This window comes from Polaribacter sp. 2305UL8-11 (assembly GCF_058147165.1).
On record NZ_JBYVJW010000005.1, the window covers coordinates 107,360 to 129,752 of the forward strand.

The following is a 22,393-nucleotide window of genomic DNA, read 5'->3' on the forward strand; positions in this document are numbered from 1 at the left end:
TGCTTGGAGTTTATCTTGAGCAAAGTCGAAAGTCGCTCGCTTTTTTTATGCTGAATTTAGTTGAGCATCTTACTTATTTGATAACATGTTTCATTATTACAAAAGATACTGAATCGAGTTTATTTTAAAAAAGAGCTCAAACAAATGCTTCAATCCAGGACTAAACATTTTTGCCAGCTTTATGTAATAATTTAAAAAAAAATATTTTTAAAAAATGAAATTCGGAAAAGTAGACAATCCAGAAATCATAGATTTTACCTTGCCAGAAACACATAAAGATACGTTTCGAGTTTTATCAAACTATAAAAAACCAACCCAACCAAAAATCTTTGTAGGTTGTGCAAAATGGAACAGAACAGATTTAAAAGGATTTTATCCAAGAGGTACAAAAGACGAGTTAGCATATTATTCCAAACAATTTAATTCCATCGAATTAAATGCTACTTTTTATAGAAATTTTCCAGCACAACAATACGAAACTTGGCGTTCTAAAACTCCAGATAATTTTAAGTTTTTTCCAAAACTAGGACAAGAAATTAGTCATTGGAAACGATTAAAAGGAGCAGAAGAAGTGGTAAATTCTTATTTAGATAACTTTAGCAATCTTCAAGAAAAATTAGGCACTATTTTTTTACAATTGCATGCTAATTTTGGATCTAAGAATTTTGGTGTACTTCAAAATTTTGTAGAAAGCTGGCCAAAAGAAATAGCATTAGCAATAGAAGTAAGGCATAAAGATTGGTTTGCAGACAAAATAGTTAACCAAGACTTTTATCAATTGTTAGAAGAAAACAAAATTGCAAACGTTTTGGTAGATACAGCTGGTAGAAGAGATATGGTGCATAATCGTTTAACAAATAATGAAGCTTTTATACGTTATGTTGGTGCAAATCATCCAACAGATTATGACAGGCTTGATGATTGGATAAATAAACTAAAAGAGTGGATAGCAGCTGGTTTAGAAAATATTCACTTTTTTATTCATCAAAATTTAGAAAAAGAATCGCCATTACTGGCAACGCATTTTATTAAAAATTTAAATTCTGAGTTTGGTTTGGATTTAAGAATTCCAAATGATGATTCTAATGAAAATGGACAAATAAGCTTGCTGTAATAAAAAAATCCAGCTAACAAGATGGATTCATATATTACTTTGTTAAAACACTATTTTTTAAAATCTACATACATATTATTACTTGTAGGCAACACAATTTTAGAGTTAGAAACTTCATTAAAGTTTTGAAATACTGATTTATTAGTTCCTTTAGAGCCAGTAATGATATAAGTAATAATTCTGTCTAACAAAGGATCTGTACGTTTTCCTAACTCTCCTAAATTTCCATAATCTTCAGAAAGTAATACTCCAGGCAAAGTAGTTCCTGGGGTAAAACCATTTATTTCGTTTTTATCATTTTTATTCACGATTTCTAAAACTAAAGGTTGCATTGCATAAGTGTGATTTGTACTAGCTCCAGCTCTTCTAAAATTATTATCTGAATCATATAAAGTAATAGAACCTACTTGTTTCCCAACAGTTGTTGTACCTACTAATGCAACATCTATATAAGAACGTAAAGAATTTATCACTAATTCAGACGCAGATGCTGTACTTCTTGTAACAATAAAATTAACAGAAGTTAAATTTAAATTATTAATAGCTTCTTCTAAAACAACATTACCATTTCTATCAACATTTTTTATTTGGTTTGTAAACCTGTTTATAAAACGCTCAGAATCTTTAGTTGCTTTATGTACTTTCTCATTCCAAGATTCTTTTGAGTAAACTTGTCCGTTAAATTGTCCAGTAACCATGGCTCCTAAATAGGTAGCTGTTGTTACAGAACCACCACCATTGTAACGTAAATCTATAATTAGTTCATCTATTGCAGCAGTTTTAAACGTATTAAAAGCTGCATTTAATTCGCCATCATAATTACGTGCGAATTGATTATAAAGTAAATATCCAATTTTTTTACCACCTTCATTTAAAACTTTTGTAATTGCTACAGGGTTTTCTTGAATCTCACTTTTAGATAAAGCAATTGTATTTCCATTGCTAATTGGATTCCCATTATTATAAGTAGCAAAACCAACAGTATAATTTGTAGCGTTGCTAAATAAGAGTGTTCTAAAATTGGTAGTTGTTATTTGTGTCCCATCAATAGTATTAAAAATCATACCTCTTGCAACACCTTTGGTTGCAGCATCAGAAGCTGGAACAATGTATCTTACATATCCGTAAACATTTTCAGAACCATTGCTGTATTGAACCAAACCAAACTCCATTCCATTACTTACACTAATGCCTTGAAAAGCATTTTCTAAAGCAACATAATCATCTACAATAACAGAAAATCGATCTTCTGGTTTTTTTAATAAGCTCTCAAACAATTTTTCTGGTGTATCAAACCCTGCTAAAAAATTATTTAATTGACTTTGATTATTAAAACGTCTGTCTTGCAAATTAGGAACACTACTTTGCCATAGATAATAGGCATTTAAACCTTTCCACACAAAATCTTGAACTTCAATATCTGTAGGAATAGATTCTGTTTCTGACTTAGAACAGTTAAAAAAAGTAGTAGTAATTAAAACAATTAAAAAGTATTTATAAGAAAAATGTAATTTCATAATAGTAATGTTTATCAGTAATTAAACGCAATATAACTAGAATTCGTATTATTTTTAAAACTTGTTGTAACAAATTATATAGTAGGTCGTCATAATTGTGTAAACCTGATAAAAAATAAAGAAATTAGTTGTTTACAAATAAAAAAAATCAACCAAAAACAAAATGAATCAATCAGACTTTTTAAAAGTTGTTTTACCATTTAAAGATAAAGTTTTTAGGCTAGCAAAAAGATTGTTAGTGTCTAGAGAAGAAGCAGAAGATGCTACTCAAGAACTATTCTTTAAATTATGGAAAAGTAAAGAAAAAATAGCTGATTATAAAAATGTAGAAGCATTTGCTATGACCATGACAAAAAATTATTGTTATGATAGATTAAAATCGAAACAAGCAAGTAACTTAACTTTAGTACACAGCAATTATAAAGAGAAAGAAACGTCTTTAGATAAAAAAGTAGAACATCAAGACAGTGTAAACCAAGTACACGAATTGATTGAAAGCTTACCAGAAAACCAGAAAATAATTATTCAACTAAGAGATGTAGAAGAATATGATTTTGATGAAATCTGTAAAATGGTAGATATGAAACCAACAGCAGTTAGAGTAGCATTATCTAGAGCAAGAAAAACAATAAGAGAGGCATTAATTAAAAAACACAACTATGGAGTTAGCTAACATAGAAAAATTAGTAGAAAAATACTTAAACGCAGAAACTTCTTTGCAAGAAGAAACTACCTTAAAAAACTATTTTAAAGAAGGTAATGTTGCACCACACTTGCAAGAATACAGTTATATGTTTACCTATTTCTCTACCATAAAAGATGAAACCTACACAAAAACCATTAAGTTAGAACCAAAGCAATCTAAAAAGAGAAACTTTAAATGGTTGTCTGTAGCAGCATCAATAGTATTGTTATTTAGTGTATTTATGGGTATCCCAGAGTACAAAAAATATCAAGAAAGAAAAAAAGCAGAAAAAATATATGCGCAAGTAAGTAAAGGGTTACTATTATTATCTACAAATCTTAAAAAAGGAGAAAATGCAGTAGCAAGTTTGTACACTTACGAAAACACAGTAAATAAAATATTAAAATAAACCAAGTAAAATTAGTAAAACCAAGTAAACACAGAAATTATGAAAAAAATAGCAATAATAATAGCGTTTTTAGTTGCACCAATGGTTGCAAACGCTCAGTCTTTATTCGATTCTTTAGAAGATATGGATGGCGTAGATATGGTAGTGGTTACCAAAGATGCTTTTCAACTTTTAAACAAGTTTAAACCTAAAGATGTAAAAGACAACGAAGTAATGAAAGTTTTTCAAATGATTAACGATTTAAACGAATTTAAAATGTTTTCTACAGATGACAAATCGATTGCCACTAAAATGGAAAACATGGTAAACTCTACCATCAAAAAAGGAAAACTTACAGAGTTAATGCGTGTAAAAGAAGATGATTCTCGTATTAAAATTTATGTAAAAGCAACAAAAAACAAAGACTTTGTAAGCGAAGTTCTAATGTTTATAAAAGGCATAGACAAAAAAACAAAAGGAGCATCAGAATCTATGGTGGTTTCTTTAACAGGAAATATAGACATTAACAAAATGTCTGATTTAGCAGATACTATTGTTAAAAAGAATAAGTAAAATTTAAATATTGTAAAGTTGGTTTTACTAAAAAAAAAATCAACTTTACTTTTAATTAAAAAATCAAATAATGAAAAAATATACCAAAATTGTATCTCTACTACTTTTAGTTTTGATGATGACTTCGTGTAAAAACGAAAAATCATTACAAAGCTATTTAGTAGATAGTCAAGAAAAAAATGGTTTTATGACTGTAGATTTGCCTGTAAGTTTTTTAGAGTTAAAAAATGAAAACGTATCTAAACAAGTTAAAGAAACTGTAAAAAGTATTCGTAAAATTAATGTAGTAGCTTTACCTATTAAAGGAAATGAAGCCGATTATGAAACTGAAAAAAACAAGTTAAAAAATATCTTTAAAGATAATGACACTTACAAACCATTAATGACGATGAAAGCAAAAGGAATGAATGTAAATGTCTATTATGCAGGAGATACAGATGCTATTGATGAAGTAATTGCTTTTGGATACAGTAAAAAAGCAGGAGTAGGAGTAGCTAGGTTGTTAGGAGACAATATGAACCCAGCTAACATTATGGAAATGATGCAAAACATTAAAATAGACCCAGACAATTTAAATTTAGAGCAATTTAAAGCTGTGTTTAACGAGAAATAAAACAAATATAAAATTTATTCTAAAGCTGCAATTCTTATAAAGATTGCAGCTTTTTTTATTTGGTATACTTTTTGGAATTAAAATATCGTATTAAAAACTAATCAATGAGATTTAACTGCTCATTAACAGCAGCAATCTTATTATTTAGTATTTTTGAATCTTTATGAAAATGATATTTATGTTAAAAAAACAGTTGTTTTTTCTTTTATTGATGTTAAGTTGGGTTGGCTTTTCTCAAAATAACACTTCTTACAAAGCTGAAAAAGATAAAATCCATAATTTGGTGCACACAAAGTTAAAAGTAGATTTTAATTTTGATGATAAAACCATGAATGGTGAAGCTTGGATTACAGCAAAACCTCATTACTATGCTACAAATCAATTGACTTTAGATGCAAAATCGATGTTGGTACATCAAGTGTTGTTAAATAATCAAAAGCTATCATATAATTACAATGATTTTGAACTGATTATAGATTTACCAAAGGCTTACCAAAAAGACGAAGAGTTTACAGTATATATTAAATATACAGCTCGTCCTGAAAAAGTAAAACAAAAAGAAAGCAATATCATTACAGATGCTAAAGGTTTGTACTTTATCAACGCTAAAGGCATAGACAAAAACAAACCAACCCAAATTTGGACACAAGGAGAAACAGAATCCAATAGTGCATGGTTTCCAACTATAGACAGTCCAAATCAGAAAACGACACAAGAAATTTACATTACAGTTCCAGATAAGTTTAAAACACTTTCTAACGGAAAGTTAATCAGTCAAACTAAAAAAGGAACTCAAAGAACAGATTATTGGAAAATGGATCAAAAACATGCTCCTTATTTGTTTTTTATGGGGATTGGAGAATATGAAATAATAAAAGATAGTTATAAAAATATTCCTGTAAATTATTATGTAGAAAAGGAATATGCACCTTATGCAAAAGAAATTTTTGGTTTGACTCCAGAAATGATGGGCTTTTTCTCTAATATTTTAGGAGTAGAATATCCTTGGAACAAATACAGTCAAATAGTTGGTAGAGACTATGTTTCTGGAGCTATGGAAAATACTACAGCTGTAATTCATGCAGAAAAAGCCTACCAAACTCCAGGACAATTAATAGATGAAAACGTGCAAGAAAACACGATTGCTCATGAGTTGTTCCATCATTGGTTTGGTAATTTAGTAACTTCAGAAAGTTGGAGCAATCTTACTTTAAACGAATCTTTTGCCAATTATGGAGAATATTTATGGAGAGAACATAAGTACGGAAAAATGGATGCAAACATGCATTTGTTTCAAGAAACTCAAGCCTATTTAAATGGGCAGAGCTCAGAAAAATCTTTGGTGCGTTTTAATTACCAAGATAAAGAAGATATGTTTGATTTGGTTAGCTATAATAAAGGTGGTGCCATTTTACACATGCTTAGAAATTATTTAGGAGACAAAGCGTTTTTTGAAGGCTTAAAAACCTATTTAAATGAGCTTAAATACAAAGCTGCAGAAGTGCATCAATTGCGCTTAATTTTCGAAAGAATTACAGGTAAAGATTTAAATTGGTTTTTTAATCAATGGTATTATGGCTCTGGACACCCAAAAATTGATATTTCTTATGATTACAATACGCTTCAGAAAAAAGTAACTGTAAACATATTACAAATGCAAACCAATGTTTTCCAATTTCCACTAGCTTTAGATATTTTCGAAAATGGAAAAAGAACTAGGCATACTGTTTTTGTAGAAGGTAGAGATGCTTCTTTTACATTTCCATATACCAAACAACCCACACTTATACAAATTAATGCAGATGGTGTTTTATTGTGCGAAATTACAGAAAATAAAGTCTTAAGCGATTACATTTTTCAACTTAAACACGCAGAAAATTTTATGCATAGAAGAGAGGCTTTGTTAGAAGTAGCTAAAAAACAAGATGATAAAGACGCTTTTAATGCAGTAGTTGCAGCTATGGATGATGCTTCTTATAAAATTAGAATCTTGGCTTTAGAAAATATAGACTTGATTAATAAGTTTGCCAAAAAAGGAGCCATTCAAAAAATAAAACAATTGGCAAGCTCAGATAAAAAAACATTGGTACAAGCTGCAGCTATAGAAACTTTAGGAAAATTAACAGACCCAGAATTGCAACCTATTTTTGCTGAAGCTTTAAATAGCAAATCATATTCAGTTTTAGGAAAAGCTTTAGTTGCTGTATATTATATTAATAAAGATTTGGCAATTAATAAATCTAAAACATTGCCAGATGAAGTAAGAAAAATATTAGCAACACCACTTACACGTATTTTTATTGAAGAAAAAAACGAACAGGAGTTACCATTCATTGCAAAAAGTGTATTGTCTGGAATGTTTTTAACAGGAGATGATGCTACAAAAGCCATTTATAAAAAAGCATTTGCAATGATTTCTGAAAGCAATAATACAGAAGCTATTCAAAACCTTGTGGATGATATGGTTGTAAAAGGAAACCAATTTAAGCAGTTTAATTTTGATAAAGTTGTTATAAATTTAATGCGAAAAATGGTAGAAGATCAAAAAAAGAAAAACACCTCAAACCGAATTAAAAATACAGCCATTATTAAAGAAGCTATGGCTAAATTGTTGTTGTAGTTTTTAATAATACATTTAATTTTTCATAGGTGTATTTAACCAATAATTAGAAAGGTTTTTAAATGGTGCAATAAGCTGGTTGTCAAATACTGGTTTAGTTTTAATCATATATAAACTATCTGTAGGTTTTTTAGAGTTTATTTTTAACTCTTGAACAAAAAACTCTCTGTACTGATTGTATTTAACATATTCTCTTTTCTCAAATACATTACCAAACACATCTCTTAATTTTTTTATTTTAAAAGTAATATCCAGCAAGTTTATTTCTTCATTATTAAGATTCTTTTTTGAATTAAAATAAACTGTGGCTATATTGTCTTTAATTTTTACAAAATCTAATTTTAATCTTTTCCCTTTGTAATAAACTTTATAATTTTTTAGTTTTTGAGCCTCCTTTGTTTTTAACTTATGATTAAAAATAAATTTAATTCTTTTAAAAGTAAAATTTAAACTATTGTTATAATGAACCTGAGCTTCTTTTAAGAAAAATTTTGGTGGGTATAACACTTTAAAGAAATTATTAAAAGAAATATAATTTGGATACATTTTGTGCTCATATTCTTGATATTCTAATTTTACATCAAAAACTTTTTGCTTTTTCTTCTCATTAATAACAGTATAATCTAATTTGTAAATTTTGTAGTCTGTTTTGCTAATATAAATTTTACCTTTTACTCTAAAATTATTATAAACTTTATAAATATTAATCGCATACAAAGCCACATTATCTATATAAGTACTAGTTAACAATCTAAAATCATGACCATTTAAAAAGTTTAGATCAAAACGTTTTATAAAATCGTAGCTTGTAGTATTATAGTTTCTAATTGCATCATGTATTCTAAGTATTGTAAATTCATTACCACCAACACTACTTAAATTAGCTTCTGGAATTATTTTATTGTTATTTTTATAATTATAAGGCTTGTTAGAAAGAGTATCTTTAGGGAAGTTAAGGTTTTTTTTATGCTTGTAAATTCTTACGGCTGTTCCTTTATAGTCATTTACAGCAAAACCAGGATCAAATACTTCCATAATTGCCTCATTAAGATTATGGTATTTCCCTGCTTTTAATTGATAATCTCTATAATAACCCACATAAGAAAATTTAGTAAAAGGGTAATTTTTACCAATATTTTTAATTGCTAGTCTAACAATTTCTCTTGAGTTTTTTTTTTGTTTCCTTTTTTTAGAACTTTTAACAATTATTTCATTTAGTACTTCTGTTTTTTCTTTTAACTTAATGATGTTAATACTATTATTTTTAAAAGTTTTTAAAGGAACCATCTCTGTAGTAAACCCAATAGAAGAAATAATTAAAGTATCACCTGCTTTTTGATATTTAATAGGAATTTTAAATCCACCATCAATATTAGAATTTAATCCTCTTTTTGTGTTTTTTACTCTTATAGTTGCAAAAGGAATCGAATTTTGGTTTTTAGCATCAATTAACTTTCCTTTTAAAAAATTAGCATCTTGAGCATTAGTTATAGATAAAAACGAAAGAATAAATAGTGAAAGAAAAAATTTTATACTTTTTAATAAAGTTAAATTCTTTGAAGTTTTAGCCATTATTCCTTATTTTTTAAATTTAAAAATAAGGCATATTATAAAAGAAACAAAGCAAAAGATGAGAACATTAACAAATATATTTTTATATGCTAGAATTTCTATATAACTTTTTCTGACTATAACCACTGTCTTTGCTTACTTCATTTCAACAATAAAAATTACTGGAAATACTAATTTTTTAGTAGATGCTTCTTTTCGTAAAAAAAAATCTTTTTCAAAATTATAATTATAAATCCCTTTTTTTTAAGCAATTCTTTTCTTATTTATTAATTATACTTAATACTCCCCAAACTCTCTAGGCTTAATTATTTCTTAAACTCATCAAAAGTACCATCAGTATAAAAAACTACAATTCTTTGTATTTTTTTATCCTTAGTAGTATTTGATAAAATCTGTGTTGGAGTAGAAGAGGAGGTATTCGCATTTTGTTTGGGGAAATTTCCTTTTCCATTAAGCAACCAATACATATCTACATCTTCAAATTCTGTAGTTACTTTTAATACAAAATCCAAACTTGGTTTGTTTCTCCCAGAAAGAATATGAGAAATACTAGAACGTTGCACACCAACTTTATCTGCAAACATAGAGGCAGATAATTGATGGAAATCCATGATTTTTTTTAAACGAGAAGTGAATTCTAATATGTTTACCATTGTAACTTAGCTACTTTATACAAATGTAAATAATCTATAATTGTTTGCAAAAGATAATCCTATAAAGTAATAAAATACAATATTTTAAATATAAAGTAAAGCTTTATTTAAAATAAATAAATAATTGATAATTAATATTTTATAAAATAAATATTAAGATTATTTATTTACTCAGATATTACTAAATATAATTGTACTGCACTTTTAACAATTAGTTTACATAAGTAACATACAAACAAAAATCCTTGATTTACATTTGTAACAAATGAATAATTTACAATTGTAATCATATATTAAATGATAGTTTAAATGGTTAAGTTTGAAATAATGATTTTTATAAAACACATAATAATTAAGACTTGTTTTAAATGTTTTAACTAATGATTCTTTAGCGATAAGAAATTCTTTATTTTTGAAAAATATTAAAGCAATAAAATGAATACGTTAGCAATTGATTTTTTAGAAAAACTATATCATCATCAAAAAGAAACTTTTTTGCACGGAAAATGGGTTACTTATAAAGACATTAAAAATTTAATTTCTAAACACAGCACAACTTTTAAAGTTTCTCAAATTGGCTTATCAGAAGAAAACAGACCTATTCATGCTTTAAAAATAGGAAATGGTAAGAAAAAAATACTGCTATGGTCTCAAATGCATGGAAATGAAAGTACAGGTACCAAAGCACTTTTCGATCTTTTTAATTGTTTTTCAAAAAACAACTCTAATATATTAACTACCATTTTACAAGAATGCACATTATTATTTGTGCCTATGTTAAATCCAGATGGAGCAGAAGTGTACACTAGAGTAAATGCAAACAAAATAGATTTAAATAGAGATGCTGTAAATAGAGTTGCAAAAGAAAGCAAGTTATTAAGAAAAATTTTAGAGGAGTTCAACCCTCAATTTTGCTTTAATTTACATGATCAAAGAACAATTTTTAATGTTGAAGGTACCAAAAACCCAGCAACCATATCTTTTTTAGCTCCATCAGAAGAAATTACAAGAGCTTTAACAAAAGGCAGAATAGAAACTATGGATGTAATTGTAAGTATGAATAAAATGCTTCAAAATGTAATTCCTAATCATGTTGGTAGGTATACAGATGAATTTTATCCAACTGCAACAGGAGATAATTTTCAAAAATTAGGATACAATACTATTTTAATAGAATCTGGACATTATCCTAATGATTATAATAGAGAAGAGTCTAGAAAATATACTTTTTATGCTATCCTTCAAGGAATTCATCATATTGCAAATAATTTCGACTTTAGTAATTACAAACCTTATTTTAATATACCAAATAACGATAAAATCTTTTATGATGTAATTCATAGATACCCAGATTCAAAAAAAGATGTTGCTTATCAATATAAAGATGAAATTATTGACAAAAAATTGGTTTCAAAATTGGAAAAAATAGACGAAAATATGTTAAAAAACAAAATTGGACACTCCGAAATCGTTTTCGAAAGCAAAAATATTTAAGTATTTGTCAATTTTACGCTTGTTTAGTTAAATTAAATTCATAAATTTGCGTAGTAAATTGAATAATACGTAAAATATGAAAAAATTTATCTTAGATGAGATTGATCATCAAATTTTAGACATCTTAATAGAAAATGCAAGAACACCATTTACTGATATTGCCAAACAATTATTAGTTTCTGCAGGAACAATTCATGTTCGTGTAAAAAAAATGGAAGATGAAGGTATTATTCAAGGTTCTACTTTAACATTGAATTACGAAAAAATGGGCTACTCTTTTATAGCACATGTTGGTGTTTTCTTAGAAAAAACTTCTATGACACAAAATGTTATTTCTGACTTAAGAAAAATACCAAATGTTACTGTAGCCTACGTAACTGCTGGTAAATACAATATATTTTGTAAAGTAAGAGCAAAAGGAACTAATGATGCTAAGGATATTATTTACAAAATTGATGATATTCCTGGTGTAAATAGAACAGAAACAATGATTGCTTTAGAAGAAAGTATTAATGACAAAAAGAGAATGATGCACGCAATTTTTAAAGAGTTGTAAAATTATTCACAATCATATATTTTAAAATCCTTATCAGTAAAATGATAAGGATTTTTTTATGGTATTCATAACTTTATAGCTATGTTTGTTAAGTTAATTATGACATCTATAATTTATGAGTTCAAATGTTACTTTTAATAAAAAAGCTTTACAAAAGAAAACTTTATTAAATCTCTACAAAAGCATGTTAAAACCTCGTTTAATTGAGGAGAAAATGCTTATTCTTTTAAGACAAGGAAAAATATCTAAATGGTTTTCTGGAATTGGACAAGAAGCGATTGCTGTTGGTGTAACATCTGCATTAGAAGCAGATGAATATATTTTACCAATGCATAGAAATTTAGGCGTTTTTACAACTAGAGAAATTCCATTGCATAGATTATTTTCTCAATGGCAAGGTAAAATGAGTGGTTTTACAAAAGGTAGAGACAGAAGTTTTCATTTTGGTACACAAGAATATCATATTGTAGGTATGATTTCTCATTTAGGACCACAATTAGGAATTGCAGATGGTATTGCACTAGCCAATAAACTTAAAAATAATAAAAAGGTTTGTGCTGTGTTTACTGGAGAAGGTGGTACAAGTGAAGGTGATTTTCATGAAGCACTAAACGTAGCTTCAGTTTGGAGTTTGCCAGTTCTTTTTTGCGTAGAAAATAATGGTTATGGCTTGTCTACACCAAGTTCTGAGCAGTTTAACTGCAAAAATATTGCAGATAAAGGCATTGGTTATGGAATGGAAAGCCATATTATTGATGGCAATAATGTGATAGAAGTTTATACAAAAGTAACTGAGTTAGCCAAAAGTATTCGTAAAAATCCAAGACCAATTTTATTGGAGTTCAAAACTTTTAGAATGCGTGGTCATGAAGAGGCGAGTGGCACTAAATATGTACCACAAGCAGATTTAGATTATTGGGCTGCTAAAGATCCTTTAGAGAATTATCAAGATTTTTTAAAGAGAGATAATATTTTAACAGAAGAACTCGAAGTTTCTTTAAAAGAAGAAATTGTACACGAAATAAACAAACATCTTCAAATTGCTTTTGATGAAGAGAAGGTAACACCAAATTTAGAAACAGAATTAGCAGATGTATTTCAAAGTCATACATATAAAGAAATAAAACCATCCACTTCTACCAAAAAAATTCGTTTAATTGATGCTATTTCTGAAGGTTTACAACAATCTATGGAAAACTATAGCAATTTAGTTATTATGGGACAAGATATTGCTGAATATGGAGGGGTTTTTAAAATAACAGATGGTTTTGTAGAAAAATTTGGTAAAGAACGTGTTCGAAATACACCTATTTGTGAATCTGCGATTGTTTCTGCTGGATATGGTTTGTCTGTAAACGGAATGAAAACTGTTGTAGAAATGCAGTTTGCAGACTTTGTTTCATCAGGTTTCAATCCGATTGTAAATCTATTAGCAAAATCTCATTACAGATGGGCTCAAAATGCAGATGTCGTGGTTAGAATGCCTTGTGGAGCAGGGGTTGGAGCTGGTCCTTTTCATAGCCAAACTAATGAAGCTTGGTTTACAAAAACGCCTGGTTTAAAAGTTGTATATCCTGCATTTCCTCAAGATGCAAAAGGACTTTTAATAGAAGCTATTAACGATCCAAATCCAGTTTTGTTTTTTGAGCACAAAGCATTGTACAGGTCTGTTTATCAAGAAGTTTCTGAAAATTATTTTACAACAGAAATTGGTAAAGCAGCACTTTTAAAAGAAGGAAATCAGTTAACAATAATTAGTTATGGTGCTGCAATTCACTGGGTATTAGATATTTTAAATCAAAATAAAAATATTGCTGCATCTGTAATCGATTTAAGAACTTTACAACCTTTAGACACAGAAACCATATATAATGCTGTAAAAAAAACAGGAAAGGTTCTTATAGTTCAAGAGGATTCACTTTTTGGAGGAATTGCAAGCGATATTTCTGCACTAATTAATGAAAATTGTTTTGAGTATTTAGATGCTCCTGTAAAAAGAGTAGCAAGTATAGAAACACCCATTCCTTTTGATAAAGGTTTGGAAAATCAATATTTAGGAAAAAATCATTTAGAAAAAAGTATTTTAGAACTTATTGATTATTAAAATTTGTTATTTTTAAGACTTTAAAAGTTTACAATGACAAACAAGCAAATTATTTTAAAAAATCGTCCTCAAGGTATACCAGATAAACATACTTGGCAATTAGAAGAACAACCAATTCCAACACCAGAAGAAGGTGAAATTTTAATAGAACAGCATTACATTTCTTTAGATCCTGCAATGCGTGGTTGGATGAATGACACCAAATCTTACATCCCTCCAGTAGCTTTAAATAGTGTTATGAGAGCTGGAACTGTAGGTAAAGTAATTAAAAATAATAACAATCCCAATTTTCAGGTGGGAGATTGTGTTTCTAGTTGGGGAGGAGTGCAACAATATGCAGTTTCTAATGGTAATGAAGTTTTAAAAGTTGATGAAAAAGTTGCTTCAATGCCAACGTTTTTAGGAACCTTAGGAATGCCAGGAATGACTGCTTATTTTGGTATTTTAGAAGTTGCAAAAATTAAAGAAGGAGATATTGTCTTGGTCTCTGGTGCAGCAGGTGCAGTAGGTAGTATTGTTGGCCAAATTGCAAAAATTAAAGGTTGTACTGTAATTGGTATTGCAGGTGGAAAAGATAAATGTGATTATATTGTTAATGATTTAGGTTTTGATGGAGCAATAGATTATAAATCAGAAAATATATATACAGCTCTAAAAAAGAAATGCCCAAAAGGGATTGATGTGTATTTTGATAATGTTGGAGGCATTATTTTAGATGCAGCTCTTAGCAAGCTAAGAATGAATGCTACTGTTGTTATTTGTGGAGCAATTTCTCAATACAACAACAAGAAAAAAATAAATGGGCCAAGCAATTACTTATCGTTATTAGTAACAAGATCTACAATGATAGGAATGGTTGTAATGGATTACACAAAAGATTTTGGAAAAGCAGCAAGACAAATGGCAGTTTGGATGCAAGAAGGAAAATTAAAATCTCGCGAAGATATTTATGATGGAATTGAAAATTTCCAAGAAACCTATAATAGATTGTTTACTGGCGAAAAAAACGGAAAACTAATTCTTAAAGTAAAAGAATAGTGGAACTAGAACACTTTTTTCAGTGTCCACATTGTTGGTCAGAAATTTCTATGATTTTAGATGCAAGCATACACAAACAAACCTATATAGAAGATTGTGAAGTTTGCTGCAATCCTATAGAAATTAAACCTATTTTTGAAAATGGTGAGTTAGTTTCTTTCGATTCAAATTCTATTGAACAATAGCTTCTTTTTATACTTTTATTACAAACAGATTCTAAAATTTATTGTAGAGGGTTTTGCCAAGAAAATTTGTTAAACAAAGTAATCCAATCTTTTGGAAAAGGAGCTTTTAACACTAATTTTTCTGATGAAAATGGATGGGTGAACTCTAATTTACCAGCATGTAAAAACATGTTTTTACAATTAAAATTTTCTTCAAACATTATATTGTGATTTTTATCTCCATATTTAGGATCTCCAATTAAAGGATGGCTAATTTTATTACTATGCACCCTTAATTGATGCATTCTACCAGTTTTAGGAGTCAATTCTACCAAACTGTAACGTGAACTATCATAAGGTTTTACAGGTATATTTAAAGTGATGTTTTCTAGTGTTTTTAAAAAAGTTAATGCATCTTTATGTAGGTTAGCATCTCGTCCTTTTACTGGCGAATCTATTTGTTTTTCTTCAGGAGAAAACCCACGAACAATTCCATAATACGTTTTTTGTATAGTATTTTGGGTAAATAATTCTTGAAATTTAGAAACAAACTCTTTTTGTTTTGCTAACAAAATAATACCCGAAGTTTTTCTGTCTAAACGATGAATTGGGTAAGATTTTATCTCTTTTTCTTCAAAAATTAATTGCAATAGAGAATTTTCATCAGCAACATTTCTAGAATGAAAAGCATGATGTACCAACACATTGTTGGGTTTGCTTACACATAAAATATACTCATCTTCATAAACAATATCTAAACTCATTCCTATTTTTTAAGTTTTAAAAATACTATTTAATTTATTTAAAGTGAATTTTTAAATAAATCATTTTTTATGAAAAATTTAAATGTTTTTAAAACTATTTTTTGTAATTTTAAAATACTTATAATCAGTAAATTATTGTTAATATGAGAAGTATTCTTTTAGGTTTAGTAATTGTTTTCTTTAGTTGTGCTTCTTCTAAAAACGTATTATCTTCTGCTGAAGTTGCCAACTTTAAAAATATTATAGAAAACAAATCTTTAGAAATTACAGCAAATTCTGCAAATCCTATGGGTATAAATGCAGGTGTTAGAGGTTTAGAAAACCTGTTACCTGCTGGTAGTTCTGTTGCAAATATCAATTTAATTGGTAATCCTAATTTTATAAAGATTAATAAAGATAGTTTGGCTGTAGATTTACCATATTATGGACAACAACAACTTCCAAGTAGCTACAATCCTACAAATATTGGTGTGGTATATAATGGAATACCTGAACTCATTAAACAGGAGTATAATGCTAGTAAAAACAGTTATTTAATTAAATATCGTGCAAAAGCGGATGATGAAAGTTATCAAATTGCATTAACACTGTATCCTAACAAAAAAGCCAATTTTAGAATAATTAGTAATCGTAGAACACCTATTTCTTATCAAGGAGTTTGGAAGGAACAAGCATCTAAACCATAACAAAGAGCCTGTTTTAAAAGTATTTATAGCTATGTGAAATTGAGCTTGTCAAAATTTTATAACATACTTATTGTTAGTTGTATTTCAAAAAGCTCAATATTAAAAATAGCTGTTTTTTGATTATTTAAGACAGCCTCTTGTTTTTTTATTAAGTAAATTTTACTCTCTACCAATTTGATGAATATCTTCACCCTTTTTTTCGAATTCAAGCATTAATCCATCTGTTTTTTTCAAAATAAAATTTAAAATTGATGCTCCAATCCAACCAAAAATAAATCCGAATATAAAATATAAGATTGGACCTAAAATTAGCATAAAAACGCCACCACCAAAAAGAGCTCCTAGTTCGAAACTATCTGATGATGTTGCTGCAGCACCTAATCCAAAAAGACTGGTAAATAAAAACATGATTACTAATACAATTAACATTAGTAATGCTGCTGTAGATCCTGCAATTATTCCGTATTTTACTGCATCTACCTTTTTTAGTTTTAATTTAAAATTGTTCATAGTTTTTGTTTAATTAGTTAGTTAGCAAATATATTAAAAAAGCCCTCTAGATTTTAATTCTAAGTACTTATTAATAGTATTACCAGTTAAGTTTTCTGGTGCTGTTAAAACAGATTGAATTCCGTATTTTTTTAATTCTTTAACAATGCTTTTTTTCTCGTAAATAAATTTTTCTGCAATGATGCTGTCGTAAACACTTTGTATGTCTTCTTTATGAGTAGTTGTTAAACTATCTAGTTCTGTGTTTTTAAAAAAGACAAGTAACAATAAATGATTTTTAGACAAAGCTCTTAAATAGGGGAGTTGTCTTTTTAAACCATCCATTGTTTCGAAATTTGTAAATAAAATTAATAAACTTCTGTGCGTAATTTTTCTTTTAATAACAGCATATAATGTACTAAAATCAGATTCAGAAAAGTCTGTTTTTACATTGTGTAACGCTTCCGAAATTAATCGCATTTGCGAATTTCTCTTCTCTGCAACAACCCAATCTTCTAGTTTTTTAGAAAAAGTGAGCATCCCAGCTTTGTCTTGTTTTCTTAAAATAACATTACTAATACCTAATGTGGCATTAATAGCATAATCTAATAAACTTAAATTGTTAAAATGCATTTGCATTGCTCTACCTTTATCTATAATAGCATAGACAGGTTGTGATTTTTCTTCTACAAATTGATTCATCATCAATTGATTTCTCTTAGCTGTAGCTTTCCAGTTTAAAGATCGAATATCATCACCAGAAACATATTCTTTTATTTGTTCAAACTCTAAAGAGTGTCCAATTCTACGGATTTTTTTAGAGCCATAAGCAGTAATTTTATTACTAAATGCTTTAAAATCAAAATCTCTTAATTTTAAAAAAGATGGGTAACATTTTAGCTCTTTTTCATCGCCTAAAAAATACTTTTTGGTAACCAATTGCAAAGAAGAATTTGCATATACATTTATATGACCAAATAAATAAACACCTCTTTCTGTTGGTGTTAAATCGTAATAAATTGTTTTTTCTCCTTTATTGGGCAATATTGTATTGAAAATAAAATCTCTTTTTTGAAATTGATATGGCAACTCTTCTATAATAGAAAGGTGTGTAGTAAAAGCATACCTATTTTTTATTTGCAAGGTAATTTTATTTGCATCTCCATTAGACAATCTTTCTGGTAAAAAGCGATGTATAGAAATGCCTTTTTTTGTATTATAAAGAATAAAAACATCTACCAAAACTAATAAAACCAGCATAAAAAGCAATACTTTAGAAACATCAAAAAATACGGGTATAAAAAAACCAACTACAAATAAAATGGCTATTGTCCCTAATGCATAGAAAAAACGGTTGTTTAAAAATAAAGTATTGTAAAAATGTTTCAAAAAATGTTTTTTTTACTTACTGATTACTGATTACTGATTACTGCCAACTGCAAACTATACTTACCTAGGAATCTCTACAGCCTCTATAATTTGTGCTATAATTTGTTTGCTGGTCAAACCTTCCATCTCTCTTTCTGGTGTTACAATAACTCTGTGATTTAAAATAGGAATTGTAGCTTTTTTAATATCTTCTGGAGTTACAAAATCTCTACCTTCTATAGCCGCAAATGCTTTAGATGCTTTTAAAATTGCAATACTTGCTCTTGGTGAAGCTCCTAAATATAAAAATGAGTTAGATCTTGTATTTACAACAATATTAGAAATGTATTTTAATAGATTTTCTTCAATTTTAATTTGACTTATTAAATCTCTATATTCAATTATTTTATCACCAGAAATAACAGGTGTAATTTTACCAATTTTAGTTTCATTCTCTAAAGCTTGTTCTTTTAATAAAATAGAAAACTCTTCTTCTGCATTTGGATAATCTATAGTAATTTTAAACAAAAAACGGTCTAACTGCGCTTCTGGCAACCTGTAAGTACCTTCTTGCTCTATAGGATTTTGAGTAGCCAAAACCACAAAAGGAGCCCCCATTTTATAGGTAGTTCCATCCATAGTAATTTGTTTTTCTTCCATAACTTCAAACAAAGCAGCTTGTGTTTTTGCAGGAGCTCTATTAATTTCATCAATTAATACCATGTTTGAAAAAACGGGTCCTTTTTTAAATTCGAACTCAGAAGTTTTTACATTAAAAACCGAAGTTCCTAAAATGTCTGAAGGCATTAAATCTGGCGTAAATTGAATTCTACTAAAATCGATAGTAATTGTTTTAGACAATAATTTGGCAGTAATTGTTTTGGCAACACCAGGTACACCTTCTATTAAGACATGCCCATCTGAAAGAAGTGCAACAATTAGCAAATCCATCATTTCTTTTTGACCTACGATTACTTTTTGCAATTGTTGTTTTATTTTAAAGACACTTTCTTGTAATTCAGTCAAATCAATTCTATTTTCAAAGGCTAAATTTTCTTGTGTTTCTTCGTTATTTTGTGTTTCCATATTTTATTTATTTAGGAATTTTTCAATCATTTTATGTAATACAATCAGCTCTTCTTCAGAACATTCTAACTTTTTATTTAAAGCGATAATGGTATTAATCAAATATTTTGTAGGCTGCAATTCGTTACCCGATTTTGAAGCTAATTTTTGGATAAACTCCGAATTTAAATTAGACGTATTTAGCAAATATTTAGTTCTTACTTTTTCTAAAAAAAATGCTATTTTTTTATCGACTAAATTTTTATGGTCTTGCTCTTTTAAATACAAATTGGCAATAGTTTGTGTAAACGCTACAGTTGAATTTTGCAAAGGGTTTATAACAGGAATTGCGCGTTGTTTTCTTCTTGCATTAAAAAGCATAAATAATAGCAAACCTGCTAGTGTTAAAAATAAAAACCAAGTTAATGTTTCATGCATTAAAAAGAATTTAAAAATATTTTTTTTATCTTTTTTTCTGTTACTATACTTGCTAGATTTTATCATTGGATCCCAGAGTATATCTGCTTTTGGTAGATAAGAAAACACATTTTCTGTATAGGCTTCTTTATCTTTTAATAAGTAATAATTGGTAAATGCAATTGGTTGTGTATGCAAATAGAAAGCACCTTTACCATAATGAATTTTAATAAAATTTGGCACTTGTTCTCCACCAACTTCAATAGTACCTAAAACACTAGTAGTCTTTTCGTTATATTCTAAAAAGTAATTTCTTCTAATATTTCTATCAAAATCGAATTTGGTTTTATTGAAAGAGTTGTTTTTTAAATAAAAGGTTCCTTGTAAAGCTTTCAAGTCTTTTACACTGTATAACTTTTTATCTAAGTTATTTGTAGTAAAATGTAGCATTGTTTTTAAAGTATCTTTAAAACTATTAAAGGCTAAAAAAGCGCTGTTTCCTTTTTCTACAAATGCTAACAAAGAAGTGATACCATCATTATTAATCTTGTAACTACCATCTTTTATAATGATGTAATTTTTTTTACGAGTTGCATCATCATCATTTTTAAATAATAAATAGTCGTAAATGTTTTCTTTTAATAAAATTACATTGTTATTTTTAAATAATTTAGGTGCTTCTTGGTAAAGAATATAAGTACCAAATGGACTTTTTTCTTTTTCTCTAAAACTCTCTACCCAATTGGTTTTACAGCTCATTAAAACAAGTAAGAGCAGGAGAGGAGCATATTTTTTAAAGCCTATTTTATACATCATCTTAAAAAGTTTTTAAAAGATTTGTATTTTTTTTCGGCAACTTTAAAATTGGCTTCATCAATATGAAAATCTCCATACCAAACATAAGAAAAGACATAAGACAAATAAGAAAATTGAGATCTTATTTCTTTGTTTTCTAGTTCAAAAAGATATTCTGAATTGGTTTTGTCTTTGTGATAAGCAATTAGTTTTTTATCTGATAGTTGTTTTAAAACGGATAAGTAGTAATAGCGAATTGCCAATTTATAATTCTTGTTATAGATAGCTTTTTGCAACAATGCATCTATGTCGGTTTTATCAATATCTTCTTCTTCATAAACTAGTTTTTTAGCTGGGCTACTGTTCTTTTTACCAAACTTCCAAAAATTTATTTCTGATCCTAAAAATGTTTTTAAAATAATGATTACAATAATCAACCCTAATAAAAAAGGAAATATTTTACTGATAAAAAAAATGAATCCTTTAGTAAGTGATTTAAAAAATTGTGAATTTTCTTTATTTTCTTCGGGTTTAATTTCTTGTTCTTTTTCCTCTTTGTATTTAAACTCCTTTCCTGAATATTTTTCTTTTAAATTTTCTGAAAATTCTCTTTTTTCAACATATTCTATCGTTTTTTGATACTGAATTGTATCTGTTGCAACTGCAAGTGTATCTTGCTTTTGCATAAACTGTCCATAATAATTTACAGTAATGAAAAATAAAAAAAGGTAGGTTTTTAATTTCATCAACGCAAGTTATATTTATTAGCTACCTTAAAAGGTAAAATTAGATAATAATAACTAATTGTAATTAGGCAAAAGGCAATAATAGCAAAAGAAATGAAGGCTGGAATTACGTTAGCATATCTGGTGATATAACCTTCTAAAAATGCTGCCAATATTGTAAACGGAATTGTACTTATAAAAATATAAAATGCGTTTTTCATACCTGTTTTAAAAGATTCGAAACGCTTTAAAGTACCAGGAAATAAAATACTAGCTCCAATGATGTAACCAGCTGCAGCTTCTATAATCATTGCAAAAATTTCGTAAGTACCATGAATCCAAATACCTTTTAAACTATCAAAAAAACTGTTATTTTGATAAAAAAATGCTTGAAAAACAGCCACCATTATTGCATTGTAAACCACGTAAAAACCAGTGCCAATTCCTAAAAATAAACCAGAAAGAAACATATTTAGTCCAACTCTTTGGTTGTTATCATAAATACCTATAAAAGATGCCCAATTACTACTACTTTTATAAACAGCCATTGCATCTCCACTTTCTATATTTTCTAAAGTTTGATTTACGTAATTGTTTCCAAGAATTTGACGAGCGAACTCTGCATCATTAAAAGTAGATAACAATCCTATTAAAAAACATCCAAAGAAAATGATAAATGAGAGGTAAATATATTTTCTGTATTGATAGGAGAGAAGTGGTACTTTGTCAAAAAAGAAGTACAAAAACACATTTTTATCACGTCTTTTAGAGTGGTAAACTTTGTCAAAACTAGATTTTGCTAATTTATTTAAATATGCAGTAACCTTACTTTTAGGGTAGTATGTTTGTGCATAAACCAAATCATTCATAATTTTTATATGAAGATTGGCTATGTCATCAGGACTTTTTTTCTTTTTATTTGAAATTACTTGTTCAAATTCAAGCCATTTTTCTTTATTTTGCTTTATAAAAGCGACTTCTCTCATTCAGAGC

22 protein-coding genes are annotated in these 22,393 nt (G+C 28.0%); 12 read left to right on the top strand and 10 right to left on the bottom strand.

The genetic code is table 11. From position 1 onward, the window contains the following. Positions 1–214 precede the first annotated feature (214 nt). Entirely contained in the window at positions 215–1,114 is a 900-nt protein-coding gene (locus tag ACY2RW_RS06150) for a DUF72 domain-containing protein (RefSeq protein ID WP_490121826.1), read from the top strand. A gap of 50 nt (positions 1,115–1,164) precedes the next feature. On the opposite strand, the gene ACY2RW_RS06155 is transcribed toward ACY2RW_RS06150, so the two are convergent. Beyond that, positions 1,165–2,631, bottom strand: coding sequence for a S41 family peptidase (locus tag ACY2RW_RS06155; protein WP_490121827.1), 1,467 nt, complete (start codon positions 2,629–2,631; stop codon positions 1,165–1,167). Positions 2,632–2,794: 163 nt separating this feature from the next. On the opposite strand from ACY2RW_RS06155, the gene ACY2RW_RS06160 reads away from it, so the two are divergent. The 5 genes from ACY2RW_RS06160 to ACY2RW_RS06180 all read left to right on the top strand — a co-directional run bounded on the left by ACY2RW_RS06160 (position 2,795) and on the right by ACY2RW_RS06180 (position 7,510). Further along, complete coding sequence (locus ACY2RW_RS06160; RefSeq protein ID WP_490121828.1) at positions 2,795–3,304, top strand: RNA polymerase sigma factor; 510 nt, start codon at positions 2,795–2,797, stop codon at positions 3,302–3,304. Continuing rightward, positions 3,291–3,725, top strand: coding sequence for a PG0215 family putative anti-sigma factor (locus ACY2RW_RS06165; RefSeq protein ID WP_490121829.1), 435 nt, complete (start codon positions 3,291–3,293; stop codon positions 3,723–3,725). Before ACY2RW_RS06160 ends, ACY2RW_RS06165 begins: the two co-directional genes overlap by 14 nt. Before the next feature lie 39 nt (positions 3,726–3,764). Further along, entirely contained in the window at positions 3,765–4,277 is a 513-nt protein-coding gene (locus tag ACY2RW_RS06170; protein ID WP_490121830.1) for a DUF4252 domain-containing protein, read from the top strand. 70 nt (positions 4,278–4,347) lie between these two features. Beyond that, the gene (locus ACY2RW_RS06175) at positions 4,348–4,890 is read left to right on the top strand and encodes a DUF4252 domain-containing protein (protein WP_490121831.1); all 543 of its coding nucleotides are present in this window, start codon (positions 4,348–4,350) and stop codon (positions 4,888–4,890) included. 178 nt (positions 4,891–5,068) lie between these two features. Next, the gene (locus ACY2RW_RS06180; RefSeq protein ID WP_490121832.1) at positions 5,069–7,510 is read left to right on the top strand and encodes a M1 family aminopeptidase; all 2,442 of its coding nucleotides are present in this window, start codon (positions 5,069–5,071) and stop codon (positions 7,508–7,510) included. 15 nt (positions 7,511–7,525) lie between these two features. On the opposite strand, the gene ACY2RW_RS06185 is transcribed toward ACY2RW_RS06180, so the two are convergent. Together ACY2RW_RS06185 and ACY2RW_RS06190 are read right to left on the bottom strand one after the other, a co-directional pair. Next, complete coding sequence (locus ACY2RW_RS06185; RefSeq protein WP_490121833.1) at positions 7,526–9,082, bottom strand: carboxypeptidase-like regulatory domain-containing protein; 1,557 nt, start codon at positions 9,080–9,082, stop codon at positions 7,526–7,528. 305 nt (positions 9,083–9,387) lie between these two features. Next, positions 9,388–9,735 carry a helix-turn-helix domain-containing protein gene (locus tag ACY2RW_RS06190; RefSeq protein WP_490121834.1) on the bottom strand — a complete coding sequence of 116 codons (348 nt, stop codon included), beginning with the start codon at positions 9,733–9,735 and terminating at the stop codon, positions 9,388–9,390. Positions 9,736–10,170: 435 nt separating this feature from the next. Between ACY2RW_RS06190 and ACY2RW_RS06195 the strand changes: the two genes are divergently transcribed. The 5 genes from ACY2RW_RS06195 (at position 10,171) to ACY2RW_RS06215 (ending at position 15,112) form a co-directional block, all read left to right on the top strand. Beyond that, positions 10,171–11,229 carry a M14 family zinc carboxypeptidase gene (locus tag ACY2RW_RS06195; RefSeq protein ID WP_490121835.1) on the top strand — a complete coding sequence of 353 codons (1,059 nt, stop codon included), beginning with the start codon at positions 10,171–10,173 and terminating at the stop codon, positions 11,227–11,229. Positions 11,230–11,305: 76 nt separating this feature from the next. Continuing rightward, positions 11,306–11,785: an Lrp/AsnC family transcriptional regulator gene (locus tag ACY2RW_RS06200; RefSeq protein ID WP_490121836.1), complete on the top strand. Its 480-nt coding sequence runs from the start codon at positions 11,306–11,308 to the stop codon at positions 11,783–11,785. A 115-nt stretch (positions 11,786–11,900) separates the two neighbouring features. Beyond that, a complete protein-coding gene (locus ACY2RW_RS06205; RefSeq protein WP_490121837.1) occupies positions 11,901–13,889 on the top strand; it encodes an alpha-ketoacid dehydrogenase subunit alpha/beta in 1,989 nt (662 codons plus the stop codon). A gap of 33 nt (positions 13,890–13,922) precedes the next feature. After that, a complete protein-coding gene (locus tag ACY2RW_RS06210; RefSeq protein WP_490121838.1) occupies positions 13,923–14,927 on the top strand; it encodes an NADP-dependent oxidoreductase in 1,005 nt (334 codons plus the stop codon). Further along, complete coding sequence (locus ACY2RW_RS06215) at positions 14,927–15,112, top strand: zinc ribbon domain-containing protein (RefSeq protein WP_490121839.1); 186 nt, start codon at positions 14,927–14,929, stop codon at positions 15,110–15,112. The genes ACY2RW_RS06210 and ACY2RW_RS06215 overlap by 1 nt, the downstream gene beginning before the upstream one ends. A 38-nt stretch (positions 15,113–15,150) precedes the next feature. Here ACY2RW_RS06215 and ACY2RW_RS06220 read toward each other — a convergent pair whose 3' ends face one another. Beyond that, a complete protein-coding gene (locus ACY2RW_RS06220; RefSeq protein WP_490121840.1) occupies positions 15,151–15,855 on the bottom strand; it encodes a pseudouridine synthase in 705 nt (234 codons plus the stop codon). Positions 15,856–15,998: 143 nt separating this feature from the next. Between ACY2RW_RS06220 and ACY2RW_RS06225 the strand changes: the two genes are divergently transcribed. Then, a complete protein-coding gene (locus ACY2RW_RS06225) occupies positions 15,999–16,541 on the top strand; it encodes a DUF4251 domain-containing protein (RefSeq protein ID WP_490121841.1) in 543 nt (180 codons plus the stop codon). A 159-nt stretch (positions 16,542–16,700) separates the two neighbouring features. Here the strand turns inward: ACY2RW_RS06225 and ACY2RW_RS06230 are convergent, their stop codons facing one another. The 6 genes from ACY2RW_RS06230 to ACY2RW_RS06255 are packed head-to-tail and all read right to left on the bottom strand — an operon-like array spanning position 16,701 to position 22,386. Next, positions 16,701–17,051, bottom strand: coding sequence for a hypothetical protein (locus ACY2RW_RS06230; protein WP_490121842.1), 351 nt, complete (start codon positions 17,049–17,051; stop codon positions 16,701–16,703). Between the two features lie 33 nt (positions 17,052–17,084). Continuing rightward, positions 17,085–18,419 (bottom strand): DUF58 domain-containing protein, encoded by a 1,335-nt coding sequence (locus ACY2RW_RS06235; RefSeq protein ID WP_490121843.1) that lies wholly within the window; start codon positions 18,417–18,419, stop codon positions 17,085–17,087. Positions 18,420–18,479: 60 nt separating this feature from the next. After that, the gene (locus tag ACY2RW_RS06240; protein ID WP_490121844.1) at positions 18,480–19,484 is read right to left on the bottom strand and encodes an AAA family ATPase; all 1,005 of its coding nucleotides are present in this window, start codon (positions 19,482–19,484) and stop codon (positions 18,480–18,482) included. 3 nt (positions 19,485–19,487) lie between these two features. Beyond that, entirely contained in the window at positions 19,488–20,696 is a 1,209-nt protein-coding gene (locus ACY2RW_RS06245; protein ID WP_490121845.1) for a DUF4350 domain-containing protein, read from the bottom strand. Beyond that, entirely contained in the window at positions 20,693–21,421 is a 729-nt protein-coding gene (locus ACY2RW_RS06250) for a hypothetical protein (RefSeq protein ID WP_490121846.1), read from the bottom strand. Before ACY2RW_RS06250 ends, ACY2RW_RS06245 begins: the two co-directional genes overlap by 4 nt. Beyond that, positions 21,421–22,386, bottom strand: a complete 966-nt coding sequence (locus ACY2RW_RS06255) for a stage II sporulation protein M (RefSeq protein WP_490121847.1) — start codon at positions 22,384–22,386, stop codon at positions 21,421–21,423. Before ACY2RW_RS06255 ends, ACY2RW_RS06250 begins: the two co-directional genes overlap by 1 nt. Between the last annotated feature and the right edge of the window lie 7 nt (positions 22,387–22,393).